Source organism: Streptomyces sp. NPDC048337 (genome assembly GCF_043201175.1).
Lineage (GTDB): Bacteria > Actinomycetota > Actinomycetes > Streptomycetales > Streptomycetaceae > Streptomyces.
Map to the genome: position 1 here is coordinate 116,391 of NZ_JBICYR010000011.1, position 17,006 is coordinate 133,396.

The 17,006-nt window shown below is 71.1% G+C and carries 21 protein-coding genes and 1 pseudogene; 6 read left to right on the forward strand and 16 right to left on the reverse strand.

All coding sequences use genetic code 11. The annotated features are described in order from the left end of the window. Nucleotide 1: 1 nt before the first annotated feature. The 8 genes from ACGFYU_RS19705 to ACGFYU_RS19740 are packed head-to-tail and all read right to left on the reverse strand — an operon-like array spanning nt 2 to nt 6,531. Nucleotides 2-436 (reverse strand): VOC family protein, encoded by a 435-nt coding sequence (locus ACGFYU_RS19705; protein WP_393828568.1) that lies wholly within the window; start codon nt 434-436, stop codon nt 2-4. After that, the gene (locus ACGFYU_RS19710) at nt 433-1,074 is read right to left on the reverse strand and encodes a DJ-1/PfpI family protein (RefSeq protein ID WP_393828569.1); all 642 of its coding nucleotides are present in this window, start codon (nt 1,072-1,074) and stop codon (nt 433-435) included. Before ACGFYU_RS19710 ends, ACGFYU_RS19705 begins: the two co-directional genes overlap by 4 nt. Further along, nucleotides 1,067-2,686 (reverse strand): GMC family oxidoreductase, encoded by a 1,620-nt coding sequence (locus ACGFYU_RS19715; protein ID WP_393828570.1) that lies wholly within the window; start codon nt 2,684-2,686, stop codon nt 1,067-1,069. The genes ACGFYU_RS19710 and ACGFYU_RS19715 overlap by 8 nt, the downstream gene beginning before the upstream one ends. A 12-nt stretch (nt 2,687-2,698) precedes the next feature. Beyond that, complete coding sequence (locus tag ACGFYU_RS19720) at nt 2,699-3,085, reverse strand: nuclear transport factor 2 family protein (RefSeq protein WP_393828571.1); 387 nt, start codon at nt 3,083-3,085, stop codon at nt 2,699-2,701. 3 nt (nt 3,086-3,088) lie between these two features. Further along, nucleotides 3,089-3,544 carry a nuclear transport factor 2 family protein gene (locus ACGFYU_RS19725; protein WP_393828572.1) on the reverse strand — a complete coding sequence of 152 codons (456 nt, stop codon included), beginning with the start codon at nt 3,542-3,544 and terminating at the stop codon, nt 3,089-3,091. 23 nt (nt 3,545-3,567) lie between these two features. Next, nucleotides 3,568-4,002 (reverse strand): nuclear transport factor 2 family protein, encoded by a 435-nt coding sequence (locus tag ACGFYU_RS19730; RefSeq protein ID WP_393828573.1) that lies wholly within the window; start codon nt 4,000-4,002, stop codon nt 3,568-3,570. Nucleotides 4,003-4,029: 27 nt separating this feature from the next. Beyond that, a complete protein-coding gene (locus ACGFYU_RS19735) occupies nt 4,030-5,673 on the reverse strand; it encodes a thiamine pyrophosphate-binding protein (RefSeq protein ID WP_393828574.1) in 1,644 nt (547 codons plus the stop codon). Between the two features lie 33 nt (nt 5,674-5,706). Then, nucleotides 5,707-6,531 (reverse strand): type 1 glutamine amidotransferase domain-containing protein, encoded by an 825-nt coding sequence (locus ACGFYU_RS19740; protein WP_393743457.1) that lies wholly within the window; start codon nt 6,529-6,531, stop codon nt 5,707-5,709. A gap of 256 nt (nt 6,532-6,787) precedes the next feature. Here ACGFYU_RS19740 and ACGFYU_RS19745 point away from each other — a divergent pair, with 256 nt between their 5' ends. The 5 genes from ACGFYU_RS19745 (at nt 6,788) to ACGFYU_RS19765 (ending at nt 10,265) form a co-directional block, all read left to right on the forward strand. Next, nucleotides 6,788-7,087: a UBP-type zinc finger domain-containing protein gene (locus ACGFYU_RS19745; protein WP_393828575.1), complete on the forward strand. Its 300-nt coding sequence runs from the start codon at nt 6,788-6,790 to the stop codon at nt 7,085-7,087. A 29-nt stretch (nt 7,088-7,116) separates the two neighbouring features. Further along, nucleotides 7,117-8,823: an FAD-dependent oxidoreductase gene (locus tag ACGFYU_RS19750; protein ID WP_393828680.1), complete on the forward strand. Its 1,707-nt coding sequence runs from the start codon at nt 7,117-7,119 to the stop codon at nt 8,821-8,823. Between the two features lie 55 nt (nt 8,824-8,878). Continuing rightward, nucleotides 8,879-9,391: a hypothetical protein gene (locus ACGFYU_RS19755; RefSeq protein WP_393828576.1), complete on the forward strand. Its 513-nt coding sequence runs from the start codon at nt 8,879-8,881 to the stop codon at nt 9,389-9,391. Nucleotides 9,392-9,462: 71 nt separating this feature from the next. Beyond that, complete coding sequence (locus tag ACGFYU_RS19760) at nt 9,463-9,786, forward strand: putative quinol monooxygenase (protein ID WP_393828577.1); 324 nt, start codon at nt 9,463-9,465, stop codon at nt 9,784-9,786. Between the two features lie 2 nt (nt 9,787-9,788). Further along, nucleotides 9,789-10,265 carry a group II truncated hemoglobin gene (locus ACGFYU_RS19765; RefSeq protein ID WP_393828578.1) on the forward strand — a complete coding sequence of 159 codons (477 nt, stop codon included), beginning with the start codon at nt 9,789-9,791 and terminating at the stop codon, nt 10,263-10,265. A 70-nt stretch (nt 10,266-10,335) separates the two neighbouring features. On the opposite strand, the gene ACGFYU_RS19770 is transcribed toward ACGFYU_RS19765, so the two are convergent. The 6 genes from ACGFYU_RS19770 to ACGFYU_RS19795 form a co-directional block, all read right to left on the reverse strand. Beyond that, complete coding sequence (locus ACGFYU_RS19770) at nt 10,336-10,743, reverse strand: barstar family protein (RefSeq protein ID WP_393828579.1); 408 nt, start codon at nt 10,741-10,743, stop codon at nt 10,336-10,338. Further along, nucleotides 10,740-11,195, reverse strand: coding sequence for a ribonuclease domain-containing protein (locus ACGFYU_RS19775; RefSeq protein WP_393828580.1), 456 nt, complete (start codon nt 11,193-11,195; stop codon nt 10,740-10,742). Before ACGFYU_RS19775 ends, ACGFYU_RS19770 begins: the two co-directional genes overlap by 4 nt. Before the next feature lie 64 nt (nt 11,196-11,259). Continuing rightward, a complete protein-coding gene (locus ACGFYU_RS19780; RefSeq protein ID WP_329387870.1) occupies nt 11,260-11,481 on the reverse strand; it encodes a CarD family transcriptional regulator in 222 nt (73 codons plus the stop codon). Between the two features lie 93 nt (nt 11,482-11,574). Beyond that, the gene (locus ACGFYU_RS19785; RefSeq protein ID WP_382642715.1) at nt 11,575-12,624 is read right to left on the reverse strand and encodes a sugar-binding transcriptional regulator; all 1,050 of its coding nucleotides are present in this window, start codon (nt 12,622-12,624) and stop codon (nt 11,575-11,577) included. Nucleotides 12,625-12,715: 91 nt separating this feature from the next. Continuing rightward, nucleotides 12,716-13,402, reverse strand: coding sequence for a ribulose-phosphate 3-epimerase (gene rpe, locus ACGFYU_RS19790; protein WP_393828581.1), 687 nt, complete (start codon nt 13,400-13,402; stop codon nt 12,716-12,718). A gap of 115 nt (nt 13,403-13,517) precedes the next feature. Further along, nucleotides 13,518-14,057, reverse strand: a complete 540-nt coding sequence (locus ACGFYU_RS19795) for an SCO4225 family membrane protein (protein WP_393828582.1) — start codon at nt 14,055-14,057, stop codon at nt 13,518-13,520. Nucleotides 14,058-14,107: 50 nt separating this feature from the next. Here ACGFYU_RS19795 and ACGFYU_RS19800 point away from each other — a divergent pair. Further along, nucleotides 14,108-14,239: pseudogene (locus ACGFYU_RS19800) on the forward strand (aldo/keto reductase); the annotation flags it as partial. Between the two features lie 125 nt (nt 14,240-14,364). Here the strand turns inward: ACGFYU_RS19800 and ACGFYU_RS19805 are convergent. Together ACGFYU_RS19805 and fmt are read right to left on the reverse strand one after the other, a co-directional pair. Further along, nucleotides 14,365-15,837, reverse strand: a complete 1,473-nt coding sequence (locus ACGFYU_RS19805) for an RsmB/NOP family class I SAM-dependent RNA methyltransferase (protein WP_393828583.1) — start codon at nt 15,835-15,837, stop codon at nt 14,365-14,367. Between the two features lie 64 nt (nt 15,838-15,901). After that, nucleotides 15,902-16,846 carry a methionyl-tRNA formyltransferase gene (gene fmt / locus ACGFYU_RS19810; RefSeq protein ID WP_393828584.1) on the reverse strand — a complete coding sequence of 315 codons (945 nt, stop codon included), beginning with the start codon at nt 16,844-16,846 and terminating at the stop codon, nt 15,902-15,904. Nucleotides 16,847-17,006 lie beyond the last annotated feature (160 nt).

Genomic DNA, 17,006 nt, shown 5'->3' on the forward strand with positions numbered 1-17,006 from the left:
GTCATGCACCGTCCTTGTCGTGTGTCGGGTCGTCCTCGTATCCCTGGCTGACCTCGACGATCACCCCGTCCGGGTCGCGGACCCACACGGTCCGCCAGCCGCAGATGAAGTCGTCGAAGTCCAGCGGCCCCAGGGTCACTTCGGCCGCGTCCCCCAGCTGCGCCAGGAACGCGTCCACGTCGTCGGTCTGGAAGGCCAGGTGGCGCATCCGGCCCGGGGCCTGCGGCCCGTCGTCGTGCGCCGTGCGGGCCGGTTCGGCGCCGACCGCGAAGAGCTCCAGGTACGCGTCCCCCTTGCGCAGGAACACGATCTGCGTCTCCCCGAGGTCGACCACCCGGGCCCGGGTGAAGCCGAAGTACCGGGTGTAGAACTCCTCGGTGGTCTTCTGGTCCGTGCAGTTCAGGCCCACGTGCGACCAGCGCAGTCCGGCCGTCATCTGGGGGCACCTCCCAGCGGTAGCTGGGGGACGGCCCCCCGGCCCCGCCCGGCCGCGATCAGCTCGATGATCCGGCGGGCGAAGAGGTGGTGGTGGGCGCCCGTGCGGCCGGTGACCAGGTCGCCGTCGACCACCACGTCCGCGTCGACGTACTCGCCGCCCATGTTGCGGACGTCGCCGATGAGGTTGTTGTGGCAGACCACCTTGCGGCCGCGGATCTTGCCGGGGATCGAGGAGGCCAGCCACATGCCGTGGCAGATGATCCCCTTGAGGACCGTCGGCTCCTCGAAGGCCCGGCGCAGCAGCTCGGTCGCCGGCGCGAGGACGTCCACGTCCTCGGTGTAGCGCAGCCGGTCGGCCACCATGCCCGAGGGCACGATGATCGCCGCGTACCGGCGCAGATCGTCGTCGCTCAGCCCCTCCAGGGACTTGTCGGCGGTGAAGGGCGCCCGGTACTCGTGCCCGGAGAAGGTGATGGAGTCGTTGCCCCACAGCCGGGTCAGGAAGTCGACCTCGGCGCCCTCCTCCGCGAACCGGTGCTGGTAGTAGAAGATCTCCGGCTCGTAGAAGTCGCTCTCGACCAGGACCGCGATCCGGGTCCCGCTCAGCGCACCCTCGCGCAGCACGGCATCAGGCACGGGACACCCCCTTCAGGAAGTCCGCCGCGCGCTCGGCGATCATCGCGATGGCGGTGTGGCAGTTGCCGGACGGAACCGCGGGCATCACGCTCGCGTCGACGACGCGCAGGTTCCGTACGCCGTGCACCCGCAGCTCGGGGTCGACGACTGCGAGGTCGTCGATGCCCATGCGGCAGGAGCCGGCCTGGTGGTGGTAGCTCTCCGACTTCTGCTTCACGAAGGCGCGCAGGTCGTCGTCGCTCGCGTGGCCCGGACCGGGCTGGAGCTCCTGCTTGTACCAGGGCGAGAAGGCGGAGGTCGCGAAGATGTCCCGGGCGATCTTGACGCCCTGCACCATCCGCTCCAGGTCCCACCGGTCGCCCAGGTAGTTCGGGTTGATCAGCGGATGGGCCAGCGGGTCGGCGCTCGCCAGCTTGATCCAGCCGCGCGAGACCGGCCGTACGACACCGGGCAGGATGGACACCGTGTTCGGGTGGTCCTGGCCGACGATCACGTCGAACGGGACGTGGACGAAGGCGATCTGCAGGTCCGGCGCGGGCAGCCCGGGCCGGGAGGACAGGAACAGAGCGCTCTCCGACAGGTTCTGCGCCGGCGGCGGCAGCTCCTGGGTGACCTCCGCCATCAGCCCGGTCAGGACGTGGTTGTGGAAGTTCTCGCCGACCCCGGGCAGGGCCGCGGTGACCTCGATGCCGTGCTCGCGCAGCTGGTGCGGGTGGCCGATGCCGGAGAGCAGCAGCAGCTTCGGGGACTCGATCGCCCCGGCGGCCACGATCACCTCCCGGCGGGCGCGTACGGTCTGCAACCCTGGCGCGGCCGCGCCACTGTGGCCGTCCGCGACCGTCCGGCCGGGAACGTCGCTGCCCGAAAGCGCGGCGGGGGCCTGGAGCTGGACGTACTCGACGCCCGTGCAGGTGTCCCCGTCGAAGAGCAGCCGGCTGGACTGGGCGCTGGTGCGCAGGGTCAGGTTGGAGCGGTCGAGCGCGGGCTCCAGGTAGGCGGCGAGGACGCCCTGGCGGCGGCCGTCGGCCACGTCGATGTGGTGCCAGCCGGTGCCGAACAGCCCGCGCCGCGGCCCGTCGGTGTTGAAGTCGGCGATCTCCTCGTGCCCGAGCTCGACGGCCGCGTCGATGAAGGCGCGGGAGACCGGGTTGGGGTTGTGCCGCCCGGCGTGCGTGATCCGCTGCGGCCCCCGGGTGCCGGTGGTGGCCGCGGTGGCGTCCTCCTGGCCCTCCAGCAGGGCGAAGTACGGGAGCACGTCCTCGTACGCCCAGCCGGCCGCGCCCTGGTAGGCCCAGTTGTCGAAGTCCGAGGCGTGGCCCCGGATGTGCATCATGATGTAGAGGTTGCTGCTGCCGCCCGGGGCCTTGCCGCGCGGTTCGTACGTACGGCGGCCGCCCAGGCCGGGCTGCGGGGTGCTGGTGTAGCCCCAGTCCACGGGCCCGCCGAGCAGCTTGTACCAGGAGGACGGATCGTCCACCTCGGGCGGGATCCGGGAGCCGCCGGCCTCCAGGACGAGGACGGACACGTCCGGGTCCTCGGAGAGCCTGTTGGCCAGCACGCTGCCCGCGGTGCCCGATCCCACAACGATGTAGTCGTACTCTTCAGCGCTCACGGATCGGCCCCCTCAGCCCTGGTTCAGCACCTGGAAGGGGACCGTGTCATGGTAGTTCGCCATGTAGGCGATCTTCCCGTCCGCGATCCGGAAGAAGTTCATGACCTCGGCCTCGATGGCCTCGCCGGAGGCGCTGACGGCCGTCAGGTGGGAGACGGCCGCCGCCTTCTCCCCGCCTGCGTCGACGATGAAGTGCACGGGCTCGTTCCGGAAGACCCGGTACATCGTGCCCATGCCCTTCATCATCGAGCGCAGGACGTCCAGGCCCTCGATGTGGCCGGCGAGCTGCTCGTCCATGACCTGGTCGTCGGCGAACAGGTCGCACCAGCGGTCCCAGTCCCCGGCGTTGGCGTACTCGTAGTACTTCTGCAGGATCTGCTTCGCGTCCATCGCGCTCATCCCCTATCGGTCCCTGCGGGTTCCGTCCGGCGCGAAGGGCGCCCAGAACTGGCTGAAGGCGGAGGCCGTGTCGCCGAAGAGCCCGTCGCGGCCCTCCACGACGCGGCCGTCCTGCCAGCGCAAGAAGTGGAAGACGGGGTAGTCCATCCGCTCGTACGGGGACGGGCTGTCCCGGTCCGCGCCGTCCCGCAGGGCGACGTTGCGGCACACGTCCGCGGAGCAGTCCTCGCCGACGAGGATCGCCTCCAGGTCCATCCGGAAGGTGCCGCCGGTGAGCTTGTGGGTCTGCCCCATCAGCTCCAGGAAGGCGTCCAGGCTCTCGTACCAGCCGGCGAGCGGGTGGTTGCCCGGCACCAGCCAGCGCAGGTCCTCGGAGTAGTACTCCAGGATGCGCGCCCGGTCGCCGGAGCCGAGGGCGGCATAGGCCGCCCGGACCCGCTCCGGTGTCACTTCGGTCATCGTCGCTTCTCCTTCGCCGGCCGTCAGAGGGAGCCGGAACCGGGCATAGGAGCCAGGTCGTTGACGGTGTACTGCTTGATCAGCGGTCCGTCGGGGCCGGCCACCACGGTCCAGGTCTGGTCGGCGTCGAATCCGAGCCACTCGCTGCGGGCGGCCGGCGCGTCCCAGATCTTCGCCTGCCAGTTGACGAGGACCCGGACGACCGCCCGGTCGCCCTCGATGACCGGCTCCACCTTGGTGACCGTGTGCACCTCGTCGAAGAACCGGTTCGTGACGGCCTCGTACCAGCGGCCGAAGCCCTGGTGTCCGAGGAAGGTGTCCTCGGGGACCTTGAACTCCAGGTCTTCGGTGATCAGGGCGAGCACGTGGTCGAGCTCTACGTGCCGGTCCAGCGCCACGTACCAGTCCTCGGCGAACCTGCGGATCGCGTCCTCGGTCAACTGCCGCTCGGCGGGCATGCGGTCTCCTCCTGTCCGGTGGGTGTCTCAGATCTGGATGTCGACGAGGAACGGTCCGGGGTGGGCCAGCATCCGGCTCACGGCGGTCACCGCCTCGTCCGGCTTCTCCACCCGTATCCCGCCGGCGCCGAGGGACCGGGCCAGCCCGGCGAAGTCGATCTCGGGGTGGGAGAGGTCGAAGGAGCCCGGGAAGCCGTGCTCCGGGATGTCCCGCTCGCGCCAGTACTGGGCGATGTTGTCGTCCAGCAGCCGGTACTTGCGGTTGTTGCAGACCACGAACTTGGCGTCGATCCCGTGCCGGACCGCCGTCCACAGCGCCTGGTAGGTGTACATCGACCCGCCGTCGCCCGCGAAGCCGACGACGAGCCGGTCCGGGCGGGCGAGCTTGGCGCCGACCGCGCCCGGGAAGCCCACGCCCAGCGAGCCGCCCCGGGTCAGGTGGTAGTCGCCCGGGCGCTCCGCCGGCAGGTACTTGGTGACCAGCGGGGAGGTGGTCAGCGCCTCGTCGAAGACGATGAGGTCCCCGCCGGTGCGCTCGGCCAGCGTCCGCAGGAAGGCGGACATCGCCGTGCCCTCGTCGGTCACCGACCGCGCCTCGCGGGCCCGCTCCCGGGTCCGTACGTCGAGCCGGGCCGCGGCGGCGGCCCGCCGCTGCGGGGTCAGCAGGTGTTCCAGTACGGCGGCCAGCGCGCGCAGCGCCTGCTTGGGGTCCGCGGCGAGGCCCAGGTCCACGGGGTGGTTCTTGGCGATCTCGTAGGCGTTGAGGTCGATGTGGACCACCTTGGCGCCCGGCCGGAAGGGGCTCTCCAGCTCGGGGAACACCTCCGGGAAGACATAGGTGCCGACGATCAGCACCCCATCGGCGTCCGCCACGAGGTCCTTGCTGTGCGGGCCGAACATGTGGCCCGTCTGGCCGCGCCGCAGCGGGTGCGAGGCCGCGATGTTGACCTCCGAGGAGTCGACCTCGTACACGTCGGCGCCCAGCAGCTCGGCGACGGCGACGAGTTCCCGCTGCGCCCCGGAGAGCGAGACCCCGTCGCCGACGAGGACGAGCGGACGCTCGGCGGAGGCGAGCAGGTCGGCCGCCCGCCCCACCGAGGCCGGCGAGGGCGCCACGTCCGTGAGCGGCACCGTGGCGGGCAGTACGGGCTCGGAGTTGAGCTCGTCCAGCACGTCCATGGGCAGCGCCACGAACACGGGCCCGCGGGGCGGGGTGAGCGCGATCTTCACGGCCCGCCGGATGGTGCGGAGCACGGACCGCGGATCGGTGACCCGGGTCGCGTACTTGGTCACCGGCTTCGCCATCGCCACCAGATCGGACGCCATCTGCGCGTCCATGGCGTCGTAGCGCACCCCGGCGTCGCCGGCGACCACGACGAGCGGGGTGTGGCCGCGCAGCGACTGGTAGAGCATGCCAATGCCGTTGCCCAGCCCCACCCCGGAGTGCAGCTGGAGGAGGGCCGCGCCGCCGGTCGCCCGGGCGTATCCGTCGGCGATACCGGCGGCCACGGTCTCCTGGAGGGCGAGGACGTACTGGAAGTCCTCGGCCGCGTCCACCGCGTCGAGGAATCCCTGTTCCACCGTCCCGGGATTTCCGAACATCACCTTCAGACCGTCGGCCTTGAACTGCTCGATCAGCCTTTCCCGTCCGGGAGTGGCTCCGGTATTCATCGAACTCCCCCTCATTCCCAACAGTTACCGGAATTACCAGCCGTAACGGGTGAGACCGTCCTCCAGGACTTCCACGATCTTCTGTCCCGTGAGGTACGAGTCAGGGGTGGACCGTCCGGTCACGAACGGGAAGTCGACGATGACCGAAACCGGCTTGCCGAAATTGCCGTGGTACGCGCCGCGCGGCCCGGTGGCGTCACGCAGGATGTACTCCAGCGGATACGGCGGCGGCCCCATGTTGAAGTCGGTACCGAGGAATCCGGTGCCGTCCTTGTAGTCGTACTCCTTGCAGTGGCCGGTCACGTGCTTGCCCCAGATGATGCTCTTGCGGTCGCTCCAGTCCCGGGCGAAGGCCAGGCAGGCGACCCCGTAGCACTCCGCGGCCACGACCTTGCCGGCCTTCTTGAAGGCCAGGATCAGGGCGTGCACGCGCTCGTTGTTGGCGAGGTCGGCGATCGGGCCGCTGCCGCCGACGATGAGGATCGCGTCGTAGTCGGCGATGTCAGCGTCGAGCTTGTCCAGATCGCGGTGGTACTGCTCCAGCTTGCGCAGGTAGCCCTCGTCGCTCGTGTACGGGCGCTCGGGGACCCACGCCTCGATGTCCAGCGGCGAGTCCAGCCGGCTCGACTGCTCGAACTCCCGTCCCAGCCGGGCGTTCTCCTCGGTGGTGACCGAGCGTCCCAGTGGAGGATCGATGTAGTTCGCGTCGAGGCTCGGCGGAAGAGCGTGCGCACGCTTCCCGGTCGGCGTGGCGAATATGACCTCGTAGCCGCGTTCGTCGAACTTCGATACGGGCCCTATCAGTTCCTCGGCCCAGTAACCGTGTTCGGAGACAATGACCAGAATCTTTCTGCTCACGTATTCCTCCAGGCGCCGCCTGTTGTCGTTGGCGTCCACCACACTGGCCGGGCCCGGAGGCTGCGTCAAAGCGCGGGTATGCGACTTCGTGAGGTAGCGGGCCAGGTCATGGGAGCACCTCAGGAAGTCGTCCCGCGAGGTCATGAAGTAACTTCAGGACTACCTGACTTCGGCCGAATCACTGAACCATTACCGGGACTCCGCCTTATGGTCTGGACGCGCCGGGAATCACGGGCGCGCGGTGCTGATGAGCAGCATGAGCACGAGGAGAGGGACGGGGACGATGACGATGGACCTGTTGTGCACACACATCGATCGGATACGTCCGGTGAAGCCCGGCACCGAGGGCTGCGAGGAGTGCCTCATCGCCGGCGACACCTGGGTGCACCTGCGGATGTGCCTCAGCTGCGGGCACGTCGGATGCTGCGACTCCTCGAAGAACCGTCACGCCACCCGCCACTACCGCACGACCGAGCACCCCATCGCGGCCTCGCACGAGCCCGGCGAGGACTGGGCCTGGTGCTACGCCGACAAGCTGATGCTGGACCCGGCGTGAACGCGGCCCCGGAGAGCGGCGCCCCCGCCGTGACGACCGACACCGCCGCCACGACCGACGCGGCCGCACGGGTGGAGAGCAGGAAGCCGGTCATCCTGGCCGTGGACGACGACCCGCAGGTGCTGCGCGCCGTCCGCCGTGATCTGCGCAGCGCCTACGGCGACCGCTACCGCGTCCTCGGCGCGTCCTCCGCCGCCGACGCCCTGAAGATCCTGGACTCCCTCGACGAACGCGGCCACGACCCGGCGCTGTTCCTCGTCGACCAGCGGATGCCCGACGTCACCGGCGTCGAGTTCCTCCTGGAAGCCGTCAGCCGCTTCCCCGACGCCCGCCGGGTCCTGCTCACGGCGTACGCGGAGACCGACGCGGCGATCACCGCCATCAACCGGGTCCGGCTGGACTACTACCTGCTCAAGCCCTGGGACCCGCCGCACGAGCGGCTCTTCCCGGTCCTCGACGACCTGCTGTCGGACTGGCTGGCCACCTACCGCCCGGCGTACGACGGGATCATCGTCGCCGGCCACCTGGTCTCCCCCGGCACCCACGCCGTCCGGGACTTCTTCACCCGCAACGGCCAGCCGTTCCGCTTCCTCAACGTCGAACGGGACCCGGAAGCCCTGACACTGATCGCCGGCCAGCCCGACGCGGCCCTCCCCCTCGTCCGCTTCCCGGACGGGTCGGTGCTCTCCGCACCCACGGACACCCAGCTCGCCCAGCACCTGGGCCTGGCCACCACCGCCTCCCGCCCGCACTACGAGTGCGTCATCGTCGGCGCGGGCCCGGCCGGCCTGGCGGCGGGCGTCTACTCGGCCTCCGAAGGCCTCTCCACCCTGATGCTGGACGCCCGCGCCCCCGGCGGCCAGGCCGGCACCTCCAGCCTGATCGAGAACTACCTCGGCTTCCCCTCGGGCCTCTCCGGGGGCGACCTGACCCGCCGCGCCACCATCCAGGCGTCGCGGTTCGGCGCCGAGATCCTGCACCCGGTGGAGGTGGTCTCGCTGACCCGGGACGACCCCGCGAAGATCCTCACCCTGGCGGACGGCACGGAGATCAGCGCGGAGACGGTCCTCCTGGCCACCGGGGTCTCCTACAACCGCCTGGAAGCCCCCGGCGCGGACCGCTTCGAGGGCGCGGGGCTCTACTACGGCGCGGCCACCACCGAGAGCTCCGCCTGCATCTCGCAGCACGTGTTCATCGTGGGCGGGGCCAACTCGGCCGGCCAGGCGGCCGTCCACTTCGCCAAGTACGCGGCCCGCGTGACGATCCTGGTCCGCGCGGCCTCCCTGGACGCGAGCATGTCCCGCTACCTGATCGACGAGATCGGCCGCACCCCGAACATCGAGGTCAAGGTCCGCACGACGGTGGTCCGCCTCGACGGCGAGGAGCACCTGGAGCGGCTGACCCTCCACGACGCGGACACCGGCGAGGACACGGAGATCCCGGCCCGCTTCATGTTCACCTTCATCGGCGCCCGCCCGCACACCGACTGGCTGTCGGGCGTCGTCGAGCGCGACGAGTACGGCTTCGTCCTCACCGGCTCGGACCTGATCTCGAACGGCGGCGAACTCCCGGCCGAGTGGAGCCTGGAACGCGCCCCCTACCCCCTGGAGACGAGCGTCCCCGGCGTCTTCGCGGCGGGCGACGTCCGCGCCCACTCGGTCAAACGGGTCGCCTCGGGCGTCGGCGAGGGCGCGATGGCGGTCTCCCTGATCCACCGCTACCGCTCGATGGGCTGAGAGCGAACAGAGAAGCCCTTGCGATCAAGGCAGGACCGGACGCAACGTTGATTACATGATTACAGCCGAACAGAGCGAACAGCTCCGCGCATGGTTCGCCGAGCGCCTGCCGGTGGACATCTACGAATCCCTCGTCTCGGTCACGGTCGACCGCGAGGAGATCACGGTCGTCGGCACCATCCCGGCGACCGAGTCGGTCAATGAGTTCCGCGAGCGCACCCGCGAGCAGCGCATCGAGGTGGCCCGCGAGGCCGAGGAGCTCTACCGCCGCAAGGTCGCCTGGGGCGTCCGGGTGGGTGAGGAGACGGCCCTCTTCACCCACCTCGCCGTCCCGGTGATGACCCGCCTGCGCCAGTCCGAACGCCAGGTGCTCGACACCCTGGTCGCCGGCGGCGTCGCCCGCAGCCGGGCCGACGCCCTCGCCTGGTGCGTCCGCCTCGTCGGACGCAACACCGACGCGTGGCTGACGGAACTGCGCGAGTCCCTGGACAAGGTCCACCAGGTCCGCGCGCAGGGCCCGGACGTGTCGGACGCGGACGCGGACTCCATGAAGTCCGAGTCCGAATGACCAAAAGCCCCCACACCGGCGCATGATCGCGTAAGGCTGGCCACGACCACCACCCTGGGAGGGCACGCACCATGACCACGACCGTCGAATACATCCGCTACCGGATCGCATTGGACGACCAGCCGGCCTTCGAAGACGCCTACACCCGGGCCGCCGAGGCCCTGGCCGCTGCGCCCGAGTGCATCGACTACGAGCTGGCCCGCTGCGAGGAGGAGAAGGAGCGCTACATCCTCCGGATCCGCTGGACATCGGTCGACGCGCACCTCAACGGCTTCCGCAAGGGCGAGCACTTCCCCGCCTTCTTCAGCGCGATCCGTCCGTACGTGACGGCGATCGAGGAAATGCAGCACTACGCGGTGACCGACGTCGCGGGCACCGGAAAGGCCTCCGCATAACCATGAGCACCACACCCACCATCTACGAGTGGATGGGCGGCGCGGAGGCGATGAACCGCCTCACCGACGCCTTCTACGCCCACGCCCTGCGGGACGAGATCCTGGCCCCGGTCTTCGCCGGCATGGACTCGCAGCACCCGCAGCACGTCGCGGTCTGGCTGTCGGAGGTCTTCGGCGGCCCGGCCGACTACACCGCCCACCACGGCGGGCACCAGCACATGGCCACCAAACACCTGGGCCGCGGCATCACCGAGAAGCAGCGCCGCCGCTGGGTGGACCTCCTGATGGACACGGCCGACGTGGTCGGCCTCCCGACGGACCCCGAGTTCCGCGCGGTGTTCGCCTACTACATCGAGTGGGGCACCCGCATGGCCCTGATCTACTCGGGCCCCAACCCACCCCCCGTGGACGCGGCCAAGATCCCGGTCTGGTCCTGGGGCCAAACCCCACCCTGGATCCCGAAAACCCCCCAGAACTGACCCCTTCCGCCCCGGATCCAGCCCCTCCGGCGTTTGAGGAGCGGGGTCCGGGGCGGAGCCCCAGGTCCATTCAGCCCCGCCGGGGCTTGCGGCGCGGGGCGTCGGCGGCGTCCGCCAGCAGCACCGTCAACATCGGCGCCCCCTCCTGCTCCCGCCAGAAATCCACGGCCTCCTCCAGGATCTCCCGCAACGTCTCCCACTCCGCCGGCCGCGCAGCGGCATAGGCCCGCCACGACGTCACCGCCACCAGCCGCCCCGCGGCCCCGGCGTCCGGCAGCCACGACAGATCCCGCACCGCATCGGCCAGCGCGTCCCAGTTCCTGCCGACCCACTCCGGCAGGAACAGGGCCTCCCGGCAGCGGGCCATCAGCTCGGCCTTGCTCCGTACGCCGTCCAAGTCCAGCCGTACGGTCGTCCAGCCCGCCTCCTCGGCGGCTGCCAGCGCCGGCCCGAGCGGCTGCGGTTCCAGGGTGGTCATCGGAGAACCGCCTTGAAGGTGTCGTAGTGGTCGTCCGTGTAGAAGAACTCCCCACCCTCACCGGTCACGATCCGCCGCGCCCCGCGGTCCCGCTCCCCCGGCGTCCTCACCGTGAACTCGTGGTAGTAGCCACGCTTCTGCTTCGGCAGCGCCTTCTCGAAGTTCCCGAAGACGGTCCCGTCCTGCCGGTACGGATACGGCCCGCCCTTGTCGATGAGCGCGAGCACCTCCCGGGCCTGCTGCGGCAGCGCGTCCGCCCGTACGGTCGCCATCCCCTTGGCCCACCCGGGCACGGCGGTGCCACCGGTCCCACCCCTGGAGGCACCGGGACTGGCACTGGCGGCGGGCCCGGCCTGCTGCCCGCCGCAGCCCACCGCACCGACCAGCGCGGCGCAGAGGAACAGGGCCCCCAGCAAACGCAGCAACGATCGGGGCGCGTTCCGAAAGATCATGCACCGATCGTGCCAAATATCCGATTCGCTCGCGAATCGCCCAATGGCCTCAGATGGCCTCGGCTCAGAGCGCGGACATCTTGGTGTACGGGCTCAGGACCCTTTTCTGGACCGATCCGAAGTCGACGAGAACAGCGATCCCCTCCTCGATTCCGACGACACGGCCGAGGCCGTGCTCATCGTGAGAGACCCGGTCGCCGACGCTGAACTGCCGGATGGGCTGTTCCACGGGGGCCTTGAACGGGCTGGACGGCAAATGGCGGCGAGGTACTGCTGACTTTGTCATCGGGACCAGTATGCGCCCAGCAGGCCGCCGCACGGTCCGCCCTTCGGATCTCAATTCCAACACCATCCGCCCCAGCGGCGGCGGCCGCGGCGCCTACAGGTCGTCCGGGTCGGCCCGCTCCAGCGCCGGCCGCAGCCCCGGCGCCGACTCGGTCAGCAGGTAGTCGGCGACCGCCGTATCGGTGACGAGGCTGGTCACCAGCCCCGACCGGAGCACCGCTCCGATCGCGGAGGCCTTGCGCAGCCCGCCCGCGATCGCCACGACCTCGGGGATCCGCCGCAGCCGGTCCGCCTCGACGGTGATGCACCGCTCGCCGAGGTCCCGGCCGACCCGCCGCCCCTCGGAATCGAACAGATGGGCGGACATCTCGGCCGCCACGCCGAGCGAGGCGTAGTGGGCCCGCTCCTCGTCGCTGAGCATGTCGTGGACGGTGGAGATGCCCGGCTCCCACGACCCGATGGAGACGGCCGCGACCGTCACCTTGTCGAAGTACTCGAAGGCGCGCGCGATCCCGGTCTGGCTCCGCAGCGCGGCCGCGGTCGCCGGATCGGGCAGCAGCATCGGCGCGTAGATCGGGTGCGCGTCGCCGCCCGAGACCTGGGCGGCCCTGCGCACGGCCTCGACCGAACCCCGCTCGGCGGTTCCCGCGTCGTAGACACCGGTCAGCTGCACCACGGTGCAGGGCGGCAGCCGGTGCAGGGAGGCGGCCATGTGGATGGTCGACCGACCCCACGCGAGGCCCAGTACGTCGCCCTCGTTGACCAGCTCGCCGAGCAGATCGGCGGCGACCGCGCCGAGGTTCTCCGGATCGGGCGCGTCCTCGGTGGCGTCGGCGGGCGACTCCACGACCACCGCGTGCCGCAGCCCGTACCGGGCCCGGAGCGCGTCGGACCGCTCCGCGTCCAGTTCGGCCGGCACGCGGATCTCGATCCGTACGAGATCGCGTTCCAGCGCGGTCTCCAGGACCCTGGCCACCTTGAAGCGGCTCACGCCGAACTCCTCGGCGATCTGGATCTTGGATTTGCCCTCGAGGTAGAAGCGGCGCGCCATGGCCGCCGCCTGCACCAGCTCCGCGGGTCCCATCCGCAGGGCTGACCGTCCCGCCGACATTGCAGACACCGCGCTCTCCTCACTGCTGTTCACACTCTCGACTCGCCGTTCATCCTGTCAGATCCAACGGCTGTTGATCAGCCTGGACAGCTTCCGTTCACCGAGCTGTTCATCAACGCTTGGCTCAGTGGTCGCAAGCCCACGGCGCGACGGAGATCGCCGCGTCCGCCTGCTCACGCAGCGTACGTACGGCGGCGGACGGGTCGACCGCGCCGTAGACCGCGCTGCCCGCCACGAAGACGTCGGCGCCGGCCTCGGCACAGCGTTCGATGGTCGACGCCGAGACCCCGCCGTCCACCTGGAGCCACAGCTCCAGTCCGTGCTTGGCGATCAGCTCCCTGGTACGGCGGATCTTGGGCAGCATGATGTCGAGGAAGGCCTGACCGCCGAAGCCCGGCTCGACCGTCATGATCAGCAGCATGTCGAGCTCGGGGAGGATGTCCTCGTACTGCTCGATCGGGGTCGCGGGCTTGAGCGCCATGGACGCCCGCGCCCCCTTGGCCCGGATCTCCCGCGCCAGCCGCACCGGGGCGGCCGCGGCCTCGGCGTGGAAGGTGACCGAACCCGCGCCGGCCTCCACGTACTGGGGCGCCCAGCGGTCCGGGTTCTCGATCATCAGGTGGAGATCGAGGGGGGTGTCCGTGGCCCTGCTCAGGGATTCCACGATCGGCATGCCGAGGGTGAGGTTCGGGACGAAGTGGTTGTCCATGACGTCGACATGCAGCCAGTCGGCTCCCTCGACGGCCTTCGCCTCCTCGGCGAGTCGGGCGAAGTCGGCGGACAGGATGCTGGGGAAAATCTGAGCGGCCATGCCCCCAAGCCTGCCATGCCCCCGCACGGTTCCGGCCACGACCCCGGAACTCACACGCCGCGAGCGAGGAGGGCCTCTCCAGTCCGGTGGCGCAACCAGCCCCTGCCACCAAGCGCTACCCCTGTGCCGCCCGCCCCACGCCGCTGCGCCGACCCGCCAGGACTCGTACCAGCCCCCAGAGCAGCGTGGCGTTCATCAGGGCGCCGACCACGATCGCACCGTAGAGGCCGAACCCGGTCCACGCGTCGAGCCCGTCGAGCCCGTCGAGCGACGATGCCGCGGAGGGCTCCACGCTCCAGTCGGCCGGAGGCGGAGGAGGCATCTCCGAAGGCGCGGGCAGGGGGGTGGGCGGCTCCGGGCCCGTGTGGACCAGGCCGTCCGGGGGCTCGGTTGGAGCCTCCGCCCCGGGCACGAAGGGCAGCAGCGCCAGGACACTGAACGGTGCGGTGGCGAACAGCGTCCACACCCCGGCGAACCCCGCGTCCCCGGTCCGGCTGAGGACCTCTACCCAGATCTGAATCCCCAGCACCACAGCCAAGTAGCCACCCGGCAACCACACTTCGAGCCGTGACCGTCGTCGTCCCACTGTTCCCCCGTTCGTCCGGTAGCCAGTATTGGGACAGCCGAACCTCCACGCCTGAGTACGGCTACTCACGTGGACCTGGCGTAACGACGCGACCTACCAACCAGACCTGGAGGACGACCATGCGCTACCGCGACCTGGGACGCAGTGGACTGTCGGTGTCGGAGATCGGCTACGGGGCCTGGGGCATCGGTGCGTCCGGTTGGGTGGGTGCCACCGAGGACGAGTCCCTGCGTGCCCTGCGCCGCTCCATCGCTCACCCGGACGGCGGGCACCGTGCCCGTGTTCACGACGCGCACCATCCTGCAACCCGGGGGCCTCACCCTCGACGTGGGTGAGGCGGTGACACCGGCCTGAGCACCGCAGGGGCGGGCCGCCGCTACGCCACCCGGCGCAGCAGTGCCAGGTACATCGCGTCCGTCCCGTGCAGGTGCGGCCAGAGCTGGACGTCCGGGCCGTCGCCCAGGCCCGGGACTCCCGCCATGTACGGGCGGGCGTCGATCAGTTCGGCGGCGACCGGGGAGTTGCCCGCGCCGCGGCCCTTCAGGACGTCGTCGACGACGACCCGGGTCTCCGCGAGGTGCGGGGAGCAGGTCGCGTAGCCCACCACACCGCCCACCCGCACGGCCGACAGGGCCTCGCGCAGCAGTGCCCGCTGGAGCGGGGCGAAGCCCTCCAGGTCCTCGGGGCGGCGGCGCCAGCGGGCCTCCGGGCGGCGGCGCAGGGCGCCGAGGCCGGTGCACGGCACGTCCATCAGGACGCGGTCGAAGGAGCCCGGACGCCACGCCGGCCGGGTGCCGTCGGCCGCGATGACCTGGTACGGGCCGGGGTTGCCCGCCAGGGCCCGCTCCACGAGGCGCGCCCGGTGCGGCTGCTTCTCGGAGGCCAGCAGGAACGCCCCGCGCTGCGCCGCGAGCGCGGCGAGCAGGGCCGCCTTGCCGCCGGGGCCCGCGCAGCCGTCGAGCCAGCGCTCGTCGCGCCCCTCGACCGGCGCGGCGGCCAGGGCCATCGCCACCAGCTGGCTGCCCTCGTCCTGGACACCCGCGCGCCCCTCGCGCACGGCCTCCAGCGCACCCGGCTCGCCGCCCTCGGCCATCCGGACGGCGTACGGGGACCAGCGGCCCGGCAGCGCCGAGTCCTCGCCGACCGCCTCCAGCAGCTCCTCCGGGGTGGACCGGCCCGGCCGTGCGACCAGGGTGACCTCGGGCCGTTCGTTGTCGGCCTCCAGCAGGTCCTCGATCCCGGCGCGCCCGCCGCCGAGGGAGTCCCACAGGGCACTGACCACCCAGCGGGGGTGGGAGTGGTAGATGGCCAGGTGTTCCTCGGCGTCGTCCTCGTAGGGCGGGGCGACCCGCTCCAGCCAGGCGTCGAGGTCGTGCGCGGCGATCTTGCGGAGCACGGCGTTCACGAACTTCGCGCGCCCGTCGCCGAGCACCACCCGGGCGAGCTCCACGCTCGCCGAGACGGCCGCGTGCGTCGGGATGCGGGTGCCGAGCAGCTGGTGGGCGCCGAGCGAGAGCACGTCCAGCACCGGAGGGTCCACCTCGCGCAGCGGCCGGTCGATGCACGCCTTGATGACCGCGTCGTACGTGCCCTGCCGGCGCAGCGTCCCGTAGACCAGCTCGGTGGCCAGCGCCGCGTCACGCGCCTGGAAGCTCTCGTCCTGGCGGGCCTTGCGCAGCAGCGGCGGCAGCACGAGGTTCGCGTACGCGTCGCGCTCGTCCACCGCCCGCAGCACCTCGAAGGCCAGCATCCGGACGGGGTCCTTCTGGGGCCGTCGGTACGGCTTCGCCGGCTTGCTCTGCTTGCCGCCCGCGCCTGCGGCGGGACGACGACGGGACTGTTCGCTCACGTGAAAGGTGCTCCGGATTTACGAGGTACTGAAGGTATGGCGAAATGACAGGGTCGGGCTGGATTCAGCCTACGTCGACCCCGCCGAGCCGCTCGCCGGGGGCGATCCGCACCCCGCGCGCCCAGTCGGCGCCGCGCATCGGCTTCTTGCCCTGCGGCTGCACCCAGAGCAGCTCCACGGCGTGCGAGCCGGTGCCGACGTAGACGTTGTTCTTGGCCGGGGCCAGCACGCCGGGGGCCAGGTCGGTGCGGTTGGTCACCAGGCCGACGGAGATCAGCTTGAGCCGCTCGCCCCGGAAGACGGTCCAGGCGCCCGGTGCCGGGGTGCAGCCGCGGACGACGCGGTCGGCGCGCATCGCGGGGGCCGTCCAGTCGATCCGGGCGTCCTCCACGGTGATCTTGGGCGCGATGGAGATGCCGTCGACGGGCTGCTCGACCGCGCGCAGGGTGCCGTCCTCGATGCCGTCCATGGTGGCGGCGAGCAGACCGGAGCCGGCGAAGGCGAGGCGGGTGAGGAGGTCGCCGCTGGTGTCGGTGGGCCGGATCTCCTCGGTCAGGATCCCGTAGACCGGCCCGGTGTCCAGCCCCTCCTCGATCCGGAAGGTGGAGGCGCCGGTGACCTGGTCCCCCGCCATGATCGAGTGCTGTACGGGCGCGGCGCCGCGCCAGGCCGGCAGCAGCGAGAAGTGCAGGTTGACCCAGCCGTGGCGGGGGATCTCCAGGGCGCTCTTGGGGATCAGCGCCCCGTACGCGACGACCGGGCAGCAGTCGGGGTCGATCTCGCGCAGCCGGGCCTGGAACTCGGGGTCGCGCGGCCGGGTGGGCTTCAGGATCTCGATCCCGGCCTCCTCGGCACGCTCGGCGACCGGGCTGGCGACGAGCCGCCGGCCGCGGCCGGCCGGTGCGTCGGGCCGGGTGACGACGGCCGCGACCTCGTGCCGCCCGGAGGCGATCAGGGCGTCCAGGGCGGGCACGGCGACCTCGGGGGTGCCGGCGAAGACGAGCTTCACTGGGTCCTACCTCGCTATCTCGGCTGTCAGCAGCGCACCAGTCTAGGGGGCGTACACCGGGCCCCCCACCTGTGGTGCCGAGGGGGCGTACGCACACACGCGCGCCTCTCGCATATGCCGACACGCCCCCAGAGCGTGACCTGGGCGCCGGGTGGCGCGT

Excerpts from the sequence above, each read along its gene's own strand:
- ACGFYU_RS19705 (WP_393828568.1), bottom strand. The coding sequence starts at position 436 with ATGACGGCCGGACTGCGCTGGTCGCACGTGGGCCTGAACTGCACGGAC.
- ACGFYU_RS19720 (WP_393828571.1), bottom strand. The coding sequence starts at position 3,085 with ATGAGCGCGATGGACGCGAAGCAGATCCTGCAGAAGTACTACGAGTAC.
- ACGFYU_RS19725 (WP_393828572.1), bottom strand. The coding sequence starts at position 3,544 with ATGACCGAAGTGACACCGGAGCGGGTCCGGGCGGCCTATGCCGCCCTC.
- ACGFYU_RS19730 (WP_393828573.1), bottom strand. The coding sequence starts at position 4,002 with ATGCCCGCCGAGCGGCAGTTGACCGAGGACGCGATCCGCAGGTTCGCC.
- ACGFYU_RS19735 (WP_393828574.1), bottom strand. The coding sequence starts at position 5,673 with ATGAATACCGGAGCCACTCCCGGACGGGAAAGGCTGATCGAGCAGTTC.
- ACGFYU_RS19745 (WP_393828575.1), top strand. The coding sequence starts at position 6,788 with ATGAGCACGAGGAGAGGGACGGGGACGATGACGATGGACCTGTTGTGC.
- ACGFYU_RS19755 (WP_393828576.1), top strand. The coding sequence starts at position 8,879 with ATGATTACAGCCGAACAGAGCGAACAGCTCCGCGCATGGTTCGCCGAG.
- ACGFYU_RS19760 (WP_393828577.1), top strand. The coding sequence starts at position 9,463 with ATGACCACGACCGTCGAATACATCCGCTACCGGATCGCATTGGACGAC.
- ACGFYU_RS19765 (WP_393828578.1), top strand. The coding sequence starts at position 9,789 with ATGAGCACCACACCCACCATCTACGAGTGGATGGGCGGCGCGGAGGCG.
- ACGFYU_RS19770 (WP_393828579.1), bottom strand. The coding sequence starts at position 10,743 with ATGACCACCCTGGAACCGCAGCCGCTCGGGCCGGCGCTGGCAGCCGCC.
- ACGFYU_RS19775 (WP_393828580.1), bottom strand. The coding sequence starts at position 11,195 with ATGATCTTTCGGAACGCGCCCCGATCGTTGCTGCGTTTGCTGGGGGCC.
- ACGFYU_RS19780 (WP_329387870.1), bottom strand. The coding sequence starts at position 11,481 with ATGACAAAGTCAGCAGTACCTCGCCGCCATTTGCCGTCCAGCCCGTTC.
- rpe (WP_393828581.1), bottom strand. The coding sequence starts at position 13,402 with ATGGCCGCTCAGATTTTCCCCAGCATCCTGTCCGCCGACTTCGCCCGA.